Source organism: Labedaea rhizosphaerae (assembly GCF_004362825.1).
In the GTDB taxonomy this organism is placed as follows: domain Bacteria; phylum Actinomycetota; class Actinomycetes; order Mycobacteriales; family Pseudonocardiaceae; genus Labedaea; species Labedaea rhizosphaerae.
On sequence record NZ_SNXZ01000001.1, the window covers coordinates 253,136 to 268,376 of the forward strand.

Annotated in this window: 14 protein-coding genes and 1 riboswitch; of the genes, 6 read left to right on the forward strand and 8 right to left on the reverse strand. The window is 69.6% G+C overall.

Annotated elements, in window-relative coordinates; all coding sequences use genetic code 11:
* Positions 1-8: 8 nt before the first annotated feature.
* The 5 genes from EV186_RS01170 to metG all read right to left on the reverse strand — a co-directional run bounded on the left by EV186_RS01170 (position 9) and on the right by metG (position 7,104).
* Complete coding sequence (locus tag EV186_RS01170) at positions 9-1,034, reverse strand: methionine ABC transporter ATP-binding protein (protein WP_133847221.1); 1,026 nt, start codon at positions 1,032-1,034, stop codon at positions 9-11.
* Between the two features lie 174 nt (positions 1,035-1,208).
* Positions 1,209-1,298: riboswitch (SAM riboswitch) on the reverse strand.
* A gap of 106 nt (positions 1,299-1,404) precedes the next feature.
* Positions 1,405-2,244, reverse strand: a complete 840-nt coding sequence (rsmA, locus tag EV186_RS01175) for a 16S rRNA (adenine(1518)-N(6)/adenine(1519)-N(6))-dimethyltransferase RsmA (protein ID WP_133848675.1) — start codon at positions 2,242-2,244, stop codon at positions 1,405-1,407.
* Positions 2,245-2,643: 399 nt separating this feature from the next.
* A complete protein-coding gene (locus EV186_RS40425) occupies positions 2,644-4,095 on the reverse strand; it encodes a resuscitation-promoting factor (protein ID WP_279538266.1) in 1,452 nt (483 codons plus the stop codon).
* 356 nt (positions 4,096-4,451) lie between these two features.
* Complete coding sequence (locus EV186_RS01185; protein ID WP_133847222.1) at positions 4,452-5,312, reverse strand: TatD family hydrolase; 861 nt, start codon at positions 5,310-5,312, stop codon at positions 4,452-4,454.
* Positions 5,305-7,104 carry a methionine--tRNA ligase gene (gene metG / locus EV186_RS01190; RefSeq protein WP_133847223.1) on the reverse strand — a complete coding sequence of 600 codons (1,800 nt, stop codon included), beginning with the start codon at positions 7,102-7,104 and terminating at the stop codon, positions 5,305-5,307. The genes EV186_RS01185 and metG overlap by 8 nt, the downstream gene beginning before the upstream one ends.
* Positions 7,105-7,154: 50 nt before the next feature.
* Between metG and EV186_RS01195 the strand changes: the two genes are divergently transcribed.
* The 3 genes from EV186_RS01195 (at position 7,155) to EV186_RS01205 (ending at position 9,559) form a co-directional block, all read left to right on the forward strand.
* On the forward strand, positions 7,155-7,712 hold the full coding sequence (locus EV186_RS01195) for a PadR family transcriptional regulator (protein ID WP_133847224.1): 558 nt from the start codon (positions 7,155-7,157) through the stop codon (positions 7,710-7,712).
* A gap of 85 nt (positions 7,713-7,797) precedes the next feature.
* Positions 7,798-8,805, forward strand: a complete 1,008-nt coding sequence (locus EV186_RS01200; protein WP_133847225.1) for an ATP-binding cassette domain-containing protein — start codon at positions 7,798-7,800, stop codon at positions 8,803-8,805.
* Positions 8,795-9,559: an ABC transporter permease gene (locus EV186_RS01205; protein WP_133847226.1), complete on the forward strand. Its 765-nt coding sequence runs from the start codon at positions 8,795-8,797 to the stop codon at positions 9,557-9,559. Before EV186_RS01200 ends, EV186_RS01205 begins: the two co-directional genes overlap by 11 nt.
* Positions 9,560-9,612: 53 nt before the next feature.
* On the opposite strand, the gene EV186_RS01210 is transcribed toward EV186_RS01205, so the two are convergent.
* Positions 9,613-10,590, reverse strand: coding sequence for an aldo/keto reductase (locus tag EV186_RS01210; RefSeq protein ID WP_133847227.1), 978 nt, complete (start codon positions 10,588-10,590; stop codon positions 9,613-9,615).
* Positions 10,591-10,645: 55 nt separating this feature from the next.
* Entirely contained in the window at positions 10,646-11,635 is a 990-nt protein-coding gene (locus tag EV186_RS01215; RefSeq protein ID WP_133847228.1) for a DUF4185 domain-containing protein, read from the reverse strand.
* Between the two features lie 29 nt (positions 11,636-11,664).
* Between EV186_RS01215 and EV186_RS01220 the strand changes: the two genes are divergently transcribed.
* The gene (locus EV186_RS01220) at positions 11,665-12,375 is read left to right on the forward strand and encodes a class I SAM-dependent methyltransferase (protein ID WP_133847229.1); all 711 of its coding nucleotides are present in this window, start codon (positions 11,665-11,667) and stop codon (positions 12,373-12,375) included.
* On the opposite strand, the gene rsmI is transcribed toward EV186_RS01220, so the two are convergent.
* The gene (rsmI, locus tag EV186_RS01225) at positions 12,318-13,175 is read right to left on the reverse strand and encodes a 16S rRNA (cytidine(1402)-2'-O)-methyltransferase (RefSeq protein WP_243753762.1); all 858 of its coding nucleotides are present in this window, start codon (positions 13,173-13,175) and stop codon (positions 12,318-12,320) included. The genes EV186_RS01220 and rsmI overlap by 58 nt on opposite strands.
* Before the next feature lie 64 nt (positions 13,176-13,239).
* Between rsmI and EV186_RS39785 the strand changes: the two genes are divergently transcribed.
* Together EV186_RS39785 and EV186_RS01235 are read left to right on the forward strand one after the other, a co-directional pair.
* On the forward strand, positions 13,240-13,770 hold the full coding sequence (locus tag EV186_RS39785) for a YbaB/EbfC family nucleoid-associated protein (protein WP_243753763.1): 531 nt from the start codon (positions 13,240-13,242) through the stop codon (positions 13,768-13,770).
* Entirely contained in the window at positions 13,767-15,239 is a 1,473-nt protein-coding gene (locus EV186_RS01235; protein WP_133847232.1) for a PPE domain-containing protein, read from the forward strand. Before EV186_RS39785 ends, EV186_RS01235 begins: the two co-directional genes overlap by 4 nt.
* The last annotated feature ends 2 nt before the right edge of the window (positions 15,240-15,241 follow it).

Below are 15,241 nucleotides of genomic sequence, written 5' to 3' on the forward strand. Positions count from 1 at the left end.
GAAAACCCTCAGGCGGCCACGCCCTGCGGACCGGCCAGCGGGCGGTCGACGATGCCGCCGCGCTCGGCGATCCAGCCCAGCGCCGCGTCCGCGCGGCCACCGGAGACGCCGAGGCGGAAACGGGCGACCGGGGTGTCGCCGAAGCGGACGAGACCGCCACCGAGGACCGAGAGCTCGGTGCCGAACCGGCTCGACGCCTCGGGCAACAGCGCGCCGACCGCGGCGAAGCCGATCAGCACGACGTCGGCCACGCGGTCGTAGAGCGCGCCGGTGCTCGACGGGGTCTCGATGACCGGCAGCAGGGCCTGCGCGAGCGGGTTGCCCGGCTCGGACACGAGGTCCAGCAGGCCACCGCTGGCCACGATCCGACCGTCGTCGAGCAGGGCGGCGTCGTCGGCGACGCGGCGCACCACCGAGGTGTCCTCGGTGGCCAGCAGCACGGTCACGCCGAGTTCGAAGCGGGCCCGCTCCAGCGCGGTCAGCACGCCGACCTGCGCGTCGGGGTCCAGGCCGCGGGTCGGTTCGTCGGCCAGCAACACCGACGGCTCGCCGACCAGGGCCCTGGCCACGAGCGCGCGCTGGCGCTGCGCCGGGGTCAGCTCGCTCGGGTGCACCCCGGCGCGCTCGGTCAGCCCGACCAGGTCGAGCAGCTGGCCGACCTTGCGCTTGCGGGTCGGGCCGTCCACCCCGGCCTGCTCGAGCGGCAGCGCGATGTTGCCCGCCGTCGTGCGGTGCGGGCTGAGGCCTTCGGGGCCCTGGGTGGCGTGCCCGGCGAGCACGCTGATCCGGCGGCGCGCGCTGCGCAGGCCGCGCTGGTCCAGCGTCGCGGTGTTCACGCCGTCGAAGCGCACCACGCCGGTGTCCGGGCGGTCCTGCAGCGCGGCGAGCTTGCCGAGGGTGGACTTGCCCGAGCGGGTCGGCCCGACGATGCCGAAGACGCTGCCCGGCGTCACGTCGAGGCTCACGCCGTCCAGGGCGACGACCCGCCCGGCGGTACTCCAGAACGACTTGGTCAGGTTTTCAAAGGTGATCACGGTGGCACGGCTCCCAGGCATGGCGGCTCGGCAGGGCTCCGCCTGCCGTCCGAAGTGGATTGTCCGATGTGGACTAAGGGATTGGGGTCTGGTTCAGCGGTGGCGACGACACGCTGAGACCGACCGCCGGCCCTGATCGATGACCCGCCGTGAAGTGAGCACTCGCATGGTTTTCCTCCATCGCTCCTGGCGGTAGCACCTGCCCACGATGGGTGGTTGCTGCGGCGTCGAAGAGCCAGGTCTCTCGGCCGCTCGGGATGGATGCACCACTGATGTAACCGGAGCGAGACGGGATATGCAAGACGCTTGTCCCGGATGTGGGTGAACGTTGAACAAATCACACCGATGGAGCCGTGGTGCGTAAGGGCCCTTACCGAGCGTGCTGGGCGATCCGGGCGAAATCCCTTACGGACAGCTGCTCGCCCCGCGTCGAGGGGTCGATCCCGGCGGCCCGCAGCACCTGCTCGGCCCGGTCCGCGGAGCCCGCCCAGCCGGCCAGAGCGGCCCGCAGGGTCTTGCGCCGCTGCGCGAACGCGGCGTCCACGAGGGCGAAAACGGCGGCCCGGTCGACGCCCTGCGGGGGCTCGCGGCGGGTCAGCAGGACCAGCGCCGAATCCACTCCAGGCGCAGGCCAGAACACATTTCGCCCGATGGTCGCGACCCGCCGTGCCTCGGCGTGCCAGGCCACCTTCACGCTCGGCACGCCGTAGACCTTGTTGCCCGGCGCGGCGGCCATCCGGTCGGCCACCTCGGCCTGGACCATGACCAGCCCGGTGCGCAGCGTCGGCACCTCGGCGAGCAGGTGGATGACGACCGGGACGGCGACGTTGTAGGGCAGGTTGGCGACCAGGGCCGTGGGGTCACCGAGCTCGGCCCGGGTGACCTTCATGGCGTCGCCGGCGAGCACCGACAGCCTGGTGGCCAAAACCGGCGCCCTTTCTGACACCGTGCCCGGGAGCGCCTCGGCGAGGACCGGGTCCAGTTCGACGGCGACCAGGCTCGCGCAGTGCGGCAGGAGCGCGAGGGTGAGCGAGCCGAGGCCCGGCCCGACCTCGATGACGCGGTCGTCGTCGCGCAGGCCGGCCGCGGCGACGATCCGCCGGACCGTGTTGGGGTCGAGCACGAAGTTCTGCCCGAGCTTCTTGGTCGGCCGCAGGCCGAGCCGCTCGGCGAGCCCGCGGATCTCCGCGGGCCCGAGAAGCGCACTCAGTTCGGCCACGCCGGGAATGGTGTCACGCCCGCCCGCCCGCCTCTCCCGCCACTGCGGTTTTCCACAGGCACCCGGTTGTCCACAGATCCACGCCACGCCCGTTTCCCCAGGTCAAACCCCGATAGACTGGACCTGGGGGAGCCCCCCAAGGGAGGGTGGGGTTCCGTTACGCGCGCGCGAGGCAAAAGCGACCAACGAAGGCACCAGTTCGGGCCGCCACCGGATCGCGGCGCCCGTCAACACCCCGTCAAAGATCGAACAGCGGAGAAGCCGCCGCGGCCTAGGGCGCCCGTCAAAGCCCGCCGTGGCGCCCCAGACCGGGATCGGGCAGCGAACGGCCCCGACACGCAACGAACCCGGCCCGAGAGAAGCTGGGCCGGGTTCGTGATGAGACTTGGATCAGGCGCGGGCGCCGCACACCGGCCACGGGGAGAACCCGCGCCCAGCCGCGACCTTCTCCGCGATGGCGATCTGCTGCTCCCGGGAGGCCAGGTCGGCGCGCGGCGCGTAGGCCGTGCCGCCGTTGGACTCCCAGGTGCTCTGGTCGAACTGCAGGCCGCCGTAGAAGCCGTTGCCGGTGTTGATGTGCCAGTTGCCACCGGACTCGCACTGCGCGATGCGGTCCCACACGGCGCCGTCGCCGATGTCGGGCTGCTTGGTGCCGACCTTGACGATCTTCGGCTTCGGCTTCTTCGTGATCTTCGAGCCGATCTCGACCTTCGCGACTTCCTTGCCGTTCTTGACGGTGATGCGGTAGGTCGCGATGCGCTCGCCCGGGGCGCCGGGGTCCAGGACCTTCTCCTGGCCCGCGTCCATGTTCGGGTCTTCCTTCTTCTGGACCGGCTGCTGGACCTTCTCGGTCCGGTTGACCACGGTGACGCCGGTCCGGGAGATGTGGACCTCGGCGCCGTTCTTGAGCTTGAGGCCCATCCCGCCCTTGACGGAATCGTCCTTGCCCAGGGTCATGTGCTGCAGACCCATGAACTCACCGACGGTCACAGCGGTGGTCTTGATCTGCTTCGGCATGTTGCCGCCGTCGAAGACGGTGACGGTCTTGAGGGTCTTCACCTCGACCGCGAGGCCCTGCAGCGGGACCTCGTCGCCGGCCGCGTGCGACACCCACGAGCCGTCCAGCGGCGCGTGCACCTGGGCCAGCGCCTCGCCGACGGTGTCCGCGCGCACCCAGGAGTCGCGCTGCTCGCCGTCCACGGTCAGGTGCAGCAGCCGGCCCCGCTCGAGGACGATCTTGCCGCCGTCGCCGATCTGGGCGTTCGGGGAGGGCGAGAGCGAGTCGTGCACGTTGACGCTGATGCCCTCGGCCTGCAGCACCTCGCCGACCGTGCCCGCGTAGGTGTGCACGTCGTGGGTCTGGCCGTCGACCTCGACCTCGACCGACTTGTTCATGGCGATGGCGGCCGCGCCGCCACCGATCAGCGTCACCAGCACCGCGGCGACCGCCGACTTGAGGAACGTGCGCTTCCAGCTGCGCAGCGCGGTGATGACACCGGCGCGCTGTTCCTCGGTGTCCTCTTCGCCCATCGACCGGTCGACCGAGAGGTCGTCCGGGAGGATCAGCGCCGGCATGACGGTGGTCTCGGCGTTGACGAGCCTGATCAGCTCGTCGACGTCCACGTTCGCCTGCGCCATCAGCTCCTCGGCCTGGGGGCCGAGCGCTTCGAGCACGTCTTCGTGGGAGAACGACAGCTCGTCGGCGTAGTAGTCCGGGAATTGCGAACGCCACACGGGTTCGTCCAGCGTCGCGGTCGCCGTGGGGGCGCCCCCGACCGGCGTGAACCAGTCGGTGTCACCGCTGAAGCCGCTATGGCCGCTCTGTTTGCCGCTACCAGTCAAGGGTCGAATCCTTCGGGGGAAGGCGGGAGACGAGCTCACGCGCACATCAGGATCAGGAGTTCAGCTCAGCTCGGGACCTTCGGGGGGTTCCAAGCACCAGCAGTCGCTCTAGGCCCATCTCCTCGCACGCGGGGGCGCATCTACGCGCTCCAAGCTTTCGACACCCGTAGCCACCGCACTCCGGCGGTACGAGATCGCTGCCCCGACTGCAACGACCTGACTGCGGGTCCCCGGGTGTTGCTTGTTCCCGGGCTTCCGGTCACGGGACCGTAACGGAGGTCGGGAGGTTGCGCAAACACATCGAGGAGTGTCGTGATTCCCGTCACGCTCACGGGTGGAGTAGCCGGGTCCCCCATTCATCGCAACCGGTCACTTCCCGAAACGTCGGACGTCACAGCCGGCAACCGGAATACTCGTTCGGCATTCGCCGAAACGGCGGCAGCGAGCTCGGCCGGCTCCACGCCTCTGAGCAGGGCAAGGTCCCGGAGCGTGTAGACGACGCAGTACGGCTCGTTCGGTCGTCCGCGAAATGGGTGTGGGGTAAGGAAAGGCGCGTCGGTCTCCACCAACATCTGGTAAGTGGGAACGAAGGCCGCCGCCTCACGCAGGGCGTGCGCGTTCCGGAATGTGGCCGTCCCGGCGAACGACAGCACGTACCCGGCGTCCACGCAGCGGCGCGCGAACTCGAGGTCGCCGGAGAAGCAGTGGAAGACCACAGTAGACGGAGCGCCTTCTTCTTCCAGGATGCGGAAGATGTCCTCGTGGGCGTCCCGGTCGTGGATCATCAGCGTCTTGTCGAGGCGTTTGGCCAGGTCGATGTGCCATCGGAACGCTTCGTGCTGCGCCTTTTGCGGAGCGTAGTCCCAGTAGTAGTCAAGGCCCGTCTCGCCGACCGCGACAACCCTTGGCCGGGCGGCCAACCGCTCCAGCTCGGCCTTGTCCGCCTCGGTGAACGACGAGGTTCGGGTGGGGTGCAACGCGACCGCGGCGAACACCCGCTCGTCCCAAGTGGACGCTTCGGCGGCCCAGCGCGCGGCGTTCAGGTCGTCGGCGACGGTGACCACACGCGACACCCCGGCCCGCTCGGCGCGATCGACCATTGTGGACACGGACGCGGCATCCGTTGCGCCGCAAGCATCCAAGTGGGTGTGGGCGTCGACCACCGGCACCGGAAGCGGTTCCGGCGCCGGTGGCAACTCACCCTTGCGCTTACTCAACGGGAGTGATGGGGGCCCAGTCCGGACCGGTCTCACCCAGCTTCGGGTCGAGCTTGGCGAACAGCGGCGTCGGCTTGCCCAGCGGGCGGCCGACCTCGATCGGGGTCGACTCCCACTTGGCCTGCTCGCCCGCGTAGTCGCCGGTCAGGACCGGGTATTCGCGCTCGGGCACGTCCAGGTCGGTGACCTCGGTGAGCTGCGGCTGGGCCGCCCAGACCCCTTCGGCGCCGAGCAGTTCGTGCACCTTCTGCGCGGAGTGCGGCAGGAACGGGGTGAGCAGCGTGTTCGCGTCCTGCACCACCTGCAACGCGGTGTGCAGCACGGAATCGCGCCGCTCCGGGTCGTCCTTGAGCTTCCACGGCTCCTGGTCCGACAGGTACTTGTTCGCCGCGGACACCACGCGCATGGCCTCGGTGCTGGCCTGCTTGAACCGCGAGCGGCGCAGGTGCGCGCCGACGACCTCGAACGCCTTGGCGGACAACGCCTTCAGCTCGGCGTCGGCTTCGGTCGGCTTGTTCGGGGCGGGGACGGCGCCGTTGTTCTTCGCCGCCATCGAGATGGACCGGTTGACCAGGTTGCCCCACTCGTTGGCCAGCTCGAAGTTGGTCCGCCGGACGAACTCGTCCCAGGTGAAGTCGGTGTCCTGGTTCTCCGGGCCGGCCACGGAGATGAAGTAGCGCAACGCATCCGGGCCGAACTCGCGCAGGAAGTCGTTGACGTAGATGACGGTCCCGCGCGACGTGGAGAACTTCGAGCCGCTCATCTTGAGGAACTCGCTGGACACGACCTCGGTCGGCAGGTTCAGCGTGCCGAACACGCCCGGCTCGCCGCCCTTGTCCCCCGCGCCGTTCTGCCCGAGCAGCAGCGACGGCCAGATCAGCGAGTGGAAGACGATGTTGTCCTTGCCCATGAAGTAGTAGCCCTGGGCGGCCGGGTCGGTCCAGAACTCCTGCCACGCATCGGGGTCGCCGCTGCGCCGCGCCCATTCGACCGACGCCGACAGGTAGCCGATGACCGCGTCGAACCACACGTAGAAGCGCTTCATCGGGGCGTCGCGCCAGCCGTCCAGCGGCACCGGCACACCCCAGTCGAGGTCGCGGGTGATCGCGCGCGGGCGCAGGTCGTTGACCAGGTTCTGGCTGAACTTCAGCACGTTCGGCCGCCACTCGTCCCGGGTGGACAGCCACTTGCCCAGCGACTCGGCGAACGCGGGCAGATCCAGGAACAGGTGCTCGGTCTCGATGAACTTCGGCGTCTCGCCGTTGATCCGGGACTTCGGGTTGATCAGGTCGGCCGGGTCGAGCTGGTTGCCGCAGTTGTCGCACTGGTCGCCGCGTGCGCCGTCGTAGCCGCAGATCGGGCAGGTGCCCTCGATGTAGCGGTCGGGCAGGGTGCGCCCGGTGGACGGGCTGATCGCACCCATCTGGGTCTGGGGGATGACGTAACCGTTGTTGTACAACCCCATGAAGAGGTCTTGCGTGACCTTGTAGTGGTTGCCGGTGGTGGTGCGGGTGAACAGGTCGTAGGACAGGCCGAGACCCTGGAGGTCGTTCGCGATGACGCGGTTGTACTTGTCGGCGAGCTCGCGCGCGCTCATGCCCTCGTTGTCGGCCTGCACGGAGATCGGCGTGCCGTGCTCGTCGGTGCCGCTGACCATCAGCACCCGGTGCCCGGCCATTCGCATGTAGCGGGAGAACACGTCGGAAGGGACTCCGAAACCGGAGACGTGGCCGATGTGGCGGGGGCCGTTGGCATAGGGCCAGGCCACCGCGGTGAGCACGGGGGCGTTCATGTCGGCCTAGCCTACGGACAGGGAAAAAGCGGGCTTCACGGAGGACAGGGTTGTCGGCGACCAAGATGCTGGTGCTCGGCGTGGTGCAGGCCGCCGGGGAGGTGCACGGCTACCAGGTGCGCCGTGAGCTGCTGAGCTGGCACGCGGAGAACTGGGCCAACGTCAAGCCGGGCTCGATCTACCACGCGTTGAAGAAGGCGGCCAGGGACGGCCTGGTCGACGAGGTCGGCGCGCAACCGGGCGACTCCGGCCCGGACCGGATCCGCTACCGGATCACCGAGTCGGGCGTGCGGGAGATCGTCGCCCTGGTCCGCGCCGCGCTGCGCGACGCGACCGACAACGTGACGCTCAACGCCGCGATCGCCATGCTTCCGGCGCTGACCAGGGCCGAGGCCATCGACGACCTCGGGGTGCGGATCGTGGAACTGGAGAAGGCGCTGCAGGGCCTTCGGGACTGGATGGCCAACCCGCAGGAGGGCCTGCCCGAACACGTCCGGGAGCAGGCCGGGCTGTGGACCAACCAGGTCAACGCCGAGCTCGACTGGGCCCGCAAGCTGCTGGCGCGGCTCAACGCGGGCGCCTACACGATGGCCGACGAGCACGGCTAATCAAAGTTGACTAGTGGACGGCCCTTGCGGAATGCTGTCGCGGTAGTCAAGATTGACTCTCATTCCAAGATACTTAGGGGGCTTTATGATTCACGCACGCGGACTGCGCCGCAGCTTCCGCACGAGAACCGGAACGGTCGAGGCCGTGCGCGGGGTCGACCTCGACGTCGAGCCCGGTGAACTGGTCGGCTTCCTTGGCCCCAACGGTGCGGGCAAGACCACGACGCTGCGCATGCTGACCACGCTGCTCGAACCCACCGACGGCACGGCCACCGTGGCCGGCTGCGACCTGCGCACCGACCCGGTCGGCGTGCGCAGGCAGATCGGTTACGTCGCGCAGAGCGGCGGCAGCTCGCCGGAGTGCAAGGTCATCGAGGAGATGGAGCTGCAGGGCCGCTTCTACGGCCTGACCTCGGAGCAGGCCCGCGCCCGGTCGGCCGAGCTGACCGCGCGCATGGACCTCGCGGGCCTGGACCAGCGGCTGATCAAGACCCTGTCCGGCGGCCAGCGCAGGCGCCTGGACATCGCGCTCGGCCTGGTGCACGACCCGAAGCTGGTGTTCCTCGACGAGCCGACCGCGGCGCTCGACCCGCAGAGCCGGGCCAACCTCTGGACCCACATCAAGGCCATGCACCGCGAGCACAACACCACGGTCTTCCTGACCACGCACTACCTCGACGAGGCGGACGCGCTCTGCGACCGCATCCTGGTGATCGACAACGGCAAGATCGTCGCCCAGGGCGCGCCGGACGAGCTGAAGGCCGGCCTCGCGGGCGACCTCGTGACGTTCTCGGTGCCCGTGACCGACGGCGCCCGCGCCGGGGAGATCGCGGCCCGGCTGCCGGAGGTGTCCGAGGCGGACGTCGACGGCGGCACGGTGCGGTTCCGCGCGCCGCGCGGTGACGTGCTGCTCCCCGACCTGGTGCGCGCGATCGACGCCGCGGCCATCCCGCTGACCTCGATGAGCGTGACCCGCCCGACGCTCGACGACGTGTTCCTGACCCTGACCGGGCGCAGCCTGCGCGACGCCGAGATGGGCGCCGAGGCGGTCGGCGAGGCCACCGAAGACAAGGAGACCGCCGATGTGGCGTGACACGTGGCTGATCTTCAAGCGTGGGATGGTGCTGTCGCTGCGCAACCCCGTGTGGGTCGTGATCACGATGATGCAGCCGATCCTGTACCTGGTCCTCTTCGGACCGCTGATGGAGAAGATCACGCAGACGCCCGGCTTCCCGCCCGGCTCGTCGTGGCAGATCCTGACGCCGGCGTTGCTGGTGCAGCTCGGGTTGTTCGGCAGCGCGTTCGTCGGGTTCGGCCTGATCGCCGAGTACCGCGCGGGCGTGATCGAGCGGATGCGGGTGACCCCGGCCAGCCGCGTCGGGCTGCTGCTCGGCCGGGTGCTGCGCGACGCGGTGCAACTGGTCGTGCAGGCGGTGCTGATCACCGTGCTCGCGATGCTGGTGTTCGGGCTGCGCGCGCCGTTCTGGGGGATCGTGTTCAGCCTGGCGATGGTGCTGCTGCTGGGCATCACGATGTCGGCGTCGTCCTACGCGCTGGCGCTGATCCTCAAGAGCGAGGACGCGTTCGCGCCGTTGCTGAACAGCGTGCTGCTGCCGGTGCTGCTGCTCTCCGGGATCATGATCCCGATCACGACGGGGCTCGCGCCGAGCTGGCTGTACTGGATCTCGCGGGTCAACCCGTTCACGCACATCGTGGACGCCGAACGCGCGGGCTTCCGCGGCGACTTCGCGCTGAACGCCATCACCACCGGTGGCGTCATCCTGCTGGTGCTCACCGTGTTGTCGGTCTGGTGGGGCGCCCGGACGTTCCAGCGCGAATCAGGCTGAAGCCTCGAATGTCGCATTCAGGACGTCGAGCGTCCTGAATGCGACATTCAGGGCTAGTGGCCGACCGAGGCCATCCCCGACTCCGGGTAGCGCTCCCCGGCCACCTGGTCGGCGGGCACCGCGGCCTCGATGGCTTCCTTCTGCTCCGCGGTCAGGGTGAGGTCGACCGCGCCGACGTTCTCCTCGAGGTTGGGGATCTTGCGGGTGCCCGGGATCGGCACGATGTGCTTGCCCTGCGCCAGCAACCACGCCAGCGCCACCTGCACCGGCGTGGCGCCCATGTCCTCGGCGACCGCGCGCACCTTGTCGGCCAGCGCGAGGTTGCGCGGCAGGTTCTCCGGCTGCCACTGCGGCAAGGTGCGCCGGAAGTCGTCTTCGGCGAGTTCGTCGAGCGAGCGCACCGTGCTGGTCAGCATCCCCCGGCCCACCGGCGAGTACGGGACGACGCCGATGCCCAGTTCCCGGCAGGTCGAGTCCACGTCGACGTCGAGGCGGGTGAACAGCGAGTACTCGATCTGCAGCGCGGTCACCGGGTGCACCTCGTGCGCGGCGCGCAGGGTCTGCGCGTTCACCTCCGACAACCCGATGTGCCGGATCTTCCCGGCCTGCACCAGCTCGGCCAGCGCGCCCATGGTGTCCTCGATCGGCACGTCCGGGTTGCGCCGGTGCAGGTAGTAGAGGTCGATGTGGTCGAGGCCGAGCCGGCCCAGCGACGCGTCCACGGCCTTGCGGGCGTAGTCCGGGCTCGAGTCGACGACCAGCTTGGCGCCGTCCCGCCCGGTGATGCCGAACTTCGTCGCCAGCACGACCTCGTCACGCCGGCCCGCGATGGTGCGGCCGACGAGTTCCTCGTTGTGGCCCATGCCGTACATGTCGGCGGTGTCCAGCAGCGTGACGCCGAGGTCCAGCGCGCGGTTGATGGTCTCGGCGGACTCCACGTCGGTGGCCGGGCCGTAGACCTGCGGCGAGAACCCCATGCAGCCGAGGCCCAGGGCCGAGACCTCCAGGGCGCCGAGCGTGCGCTTGTCCATCGGTTTTCCCCTCGTTGGTGTCCAGTCCACCCAACACCCTCGACCGCGCTCCAGGTCAACCCAATTCGGTGCGCATCCAGAAGACGTTGTACGGATTCCATTGCGACATCGCGAAGTGCAGCGTCGTGCCGTGCGCCGACGACGGGTGCAGGTAGCCGCCGTACAGGCCCGGGTAGTCCCGCCCGGACACCAGGACGTCGCCGCCGGTCCACGGTCCGGTCGGCTCCGGCGCGGTGCGCAGCACGATCGCCGCGCGGTGCTCGTCGAGGTGCACGGCGAGCCACTGGTCCAGGGTGTCGTTGTACAGCACCGACATCTCGCCGACCGGACCGCGGAAGACGGGCTTCGCGGCCCATTCGTCCCCACGCCGCCAGTCCGCGCCGGTCCAGTACTCGTAGCGTTCCGGCACCAGGATGTCCTCAGTGGACACCCGGGCCAGTCGTGCGTCGCCGAACCGGCCGTTGGGCGTGCCGAAGAGGTACCGGCCGCCGTCGAAGGTGGCGAAACAGCCGACCTGGAAGGGGTGGTTGTGCCGCCAGAGGTGCCGCCACCGCGCGTTGTGCCAGCGGGCCTGCTCCGGCCGCTCCCAGGTCGTCCCGCCGTCGTGCGACACGGCGATGCCGGCGAAGTTCGTGCGCCAGCGGCCCGGGCCGTCCCAGCTCTTCACCGACATGTAGTGCAGGTAGTGCGTCGCGCCGACCGCCGTGCCCGAGTTGGGGATGACCGTGGCCTCGTTCTCCCGGTCGCGGCCGAAGAGCTCGGCGGCCATGCCGTCGTCCCGGGCGGCGACCTCGTCGAGGACCAGGCCGTGCGTGAAGTCGTCACCGGCGTAGGCGAGCACGTTGCAACGCCAGTCGGAGCCCTCGGCCGGCCCAGCGCCGCTACCACCCCAGCCGTGGCCGTAGGTGTCGCCGAAGACAACCCGGACCCGCCCGTCGTCACCGGCCCACATCAGCCCCAGGTCGGTGGCGTGGATGCCGAACCGGCGCGCGGTGTCGTTCACCGAGTCGTCCCCGGTGATCTTCGCGACCAATGTCGTTTCCACCTGACGACGGTAAGCCGTACCGTGCGCCCGTGCCCGACGCGATCTTCGACGACCCCCGCCTCGCGCGGATCTACGACGACTTCGACGGGCCGCGCCACGACCTCGACGCGTACGTGGCGATCGTCGAGGAGCTGGGTGCGCGGCACGTGCTGGACGTCGGCTGCGGCACCGGCAACCTGGCGCTCATCCTGGCCGAACGCGAACTCATGGTCGACGCCGTCGACCCGGCACTCGCGTCGCTCGAGGTGGCCCGGTCGAAGCGTGGCGCGCACTGGGTCGCGTGGCACCACGGCGATGCCCGCGACCTGCCGCCGGTCGGCGCCGACCTGGCGGTGATGACCGGGAACGTCGCCCAGGTCTTCCTCACCGACGAGGACTGGGCTTCGGTGTTGCGGTCGATCCGCGCGGCACTGCGGCCCGGCGGTCACCTGGTCTTCGAGACCCGGCGCCCGGAGTTCCGGGCGTGGGAGCAGTGGTCCGCCGACCCGGCCGAGGTGACCATCGCCGGCGTGACCCAGCACCGCGAGGTCACCGAGGTCCGGCTGCCGCTCGTGTCGTTCCGCTACACGTACACCTTCGCCGACGGCACGGTCGTCACGTCGGACTCGACCTTGCGGTTCCGCTCCCGCGACGAGGTCGAGGCCAGCCTCGCCGAGCAGGGCTACCGCGTGCTGGACGTGCGTCAGGCCCCGGACCGGCCCGGCCGCGAGTTCGTGTTCATCGCGACGGCGGAGTCGTAGAGCGCCTTCTTGCTGACGCCGTGCTCACCCGCGACCTGCGCGGCGGCGTCCTTGAGCCGCATCCCGTCGTCGGCGAGCGCGCGCACCTGCTCGACCAGCGACGGCAGATCGGCCTCGACCTTCGGGGCCGGCGCGAGCACCACGGTGATCTCCCCACGCACGCCCTCGGCCGCCCACTCGGCGAGCTCGGCCAGCGTCCCCCGCCGGACTTCTTCGTACTGCTTGGTCAGCTCCCGGCACACCGCCGCCCGCCGCTCCCCGCCGAGCACACGGACGGCGTCGGCCATCGTGGAAGCGATCCGGTGCGGCGACTCGAAGAACACCGCGGTGCGCGGCTCCTCTTTGAGCGCGCGCAACCACCGCTCCCGCTCGCCGGGCTTGCGGGGCGCGAACCCCTCGAAGCAGAACCGCTCACAGGGCAGCCCCGAAAGCGCCAGCGCGGTGGTGACCGCGGACGGCCCCGGCAGGCAGGTGATCGGCAAGTCGTTGTCGACACACGCCGTGACCAGCCGATATCCAGGATCCGACACGCTGGGCATGCCCGCGTCCGTGACGAGGAGGACGGTCTGGCCGCTCGCGATGGCCTCGACCAGCCCATCGATGCGCGCGGTCTCGACGGCGTCGTAGAAGCTGACCACCTTGCCGCCGATGGTGACCCCGAGCGCGGCCGCGAGCGCCTTGGTCCGCCGCGTGTCCTCCGCGGCCACGATGTCGGCGGTGCCCAGCGCCGCCACCAGGCGCGGGGAGGCGTCGCGCACCTCCCCGAGCGGCGTCGCCGCCAGCACCAGCCCCGTGTTCACTCGTCCAGCGTAGAGATGTCGAAACGCCTGCCACCCACCGCGATGACGTGCCACCCTGCGTGATGTGGCAGATGAACTGGAGGCGCTGACCGAAGCCGCTGAGAAGCTGCATGCGGCGCGGGTCGAAGCGGCGAAGAAGGTCAAGGACTTCGGCGGGCTGCGGGAACAGCTGGGCCAGATCCGGGCGATCGTGCACTCCCCCGACGGTTCCGTCGCGGTGGCGGCCGGTCCCGGCGGCACGGTGCAGGACATCAGGTTCGCCCCGCAGGCCATGGCGCTGGGCCCGGAGGGCCTGCGCGCCGCGGTGATGGGCACCCTCCGGCAGGCGATCGCCCAGGCCGCCCGCCAGCAAGCGCAGCTGGTTCAGCAGTACGTCGGCGACGACATGGACGTTGTCGGGCAGGTCCGCGCCACCCAGGCGAAGACGGCTCCACAGGCGCCGGTGATCCCACCGCCGCCGCCCGCTGCCCCGGCCGCTCCCCCAGCTGCCTCGCCCCAGCGGCCACCCCGTCCGGCTCGCCCCCGGCCACCGGTGGAGGACGAACCGGCCGAATACCAGGTCAACCTCGTCCGCCGCCCCAAGGACCGCCGATGAACTACGTCGCCAGTCCTGCGGACATAGCCACCTTCGCCCAGACGCTTTACACGGACTTCCACCCGCGGGCACAGGTGCTGCAAGGCAACGTCCAGGCAGCCGAGGTCATGGAACCGGTCTTCGGCCCGTTGCTGACCGAGTTCACCTCGTTCTACAGCGACTACGAAGCGCTTCATTGTGAGTTGGTCAAGCACATCAACTCGATCACCATCGGCATCAGCTCGGCCGCGGACAAGTTCAACGCGACCGCCGCCTCCTACCACGGCACGGACGCAGCCAACCAGCAGAGCATGATCAAGCTGGCCAACGAGCTCGACGAGGCTCGCGGCACCACCCTCGATCCCAACGGCGGGCCGAAGCCGGACACCGACTACTCCTCGAGCGTCATCTTCAACGAGTACTACAAGGACCCCGGTGAGCGGACGAACATCGGCGATCGGGCGCTGAGCAGCGGGCAAGGCTTCGCCGGAGCGGTGACGAAGTTGTACACCGACGCCATGGCGATGGGTGAGGGCAATAGCGTCGACGCCGCCAACCTCATCGTCGACGCGGGCGTCCTGATCGAGAGCTGGGTGAACGACGCCACCCAAGCCATTGCCGATCCGCTCGGGTTCCTGATCCAGAACGGCCTGGGCTTCGTCATGAAGTTCTTCACGCCGCTCAAGGCATTCATCGATCTGACGAGCGGGAACCCCGATGCGCTGAAGGCCGCTTCGAGTCGGTACAAGCAACTCGCCGAGGACTTGGAACGACTGGCCACCGACATCGTCGGCGTCGCGAAGACGACGATCACGAACTGGGACGGCGATGCGGCCACCGCCGCGGCCGCGACCACTTCCCTGTTCGTGAAAGGTGTGCACGGCACGGCTGGGGTGGCCGGCGACATCGCGGCGATGCTCCAGTTGCTCGCCGTGCTTGTCCAGGCGCTCGAGGACACAATCCTCGGGATCGTCACCGACATCGTCGAGCGCCTGATCATCCTTTGGCTCACGGCGATCCCTGAAGCGCCCCTCACCGGTGGCGCCAGTACCGCCGCGGCGGCCACGGAATCGGGGGTGGAGGTCGCGCGTGGCACCGAGAAGTCCGGCACCACCGTCGAGAAGGCCTGCTCGATCTACACCCGCGCCGGCAAGGTGTTGAACAAGCTGCGCAGCCGGCTACAGAGCAACGAGCGCCTCTACGGCGGCTTCACCAAGGGACTCGCCAAGGAAGTCGTCGAGGGCGACAAGCTGACCTACGCGAAGCTCGCGAAGGACGCCGGCGAACGCCTGGTAGGACTGGACAAGACGTTCATGCCTGGCGATGGCATGGAAGGCACCAAGGAGCGCCGCGATCCGGGCAAGGTGATGAGCAAGGGGATGGGCTACGCACAGACCATCACCAATGCCGGCGAGGACCGCAACATCGGCACCGACGAGTCGGATGAAGAGATCGACCAGCAGCTCGGCTACGGCGAGCCCAAGCCCTGACG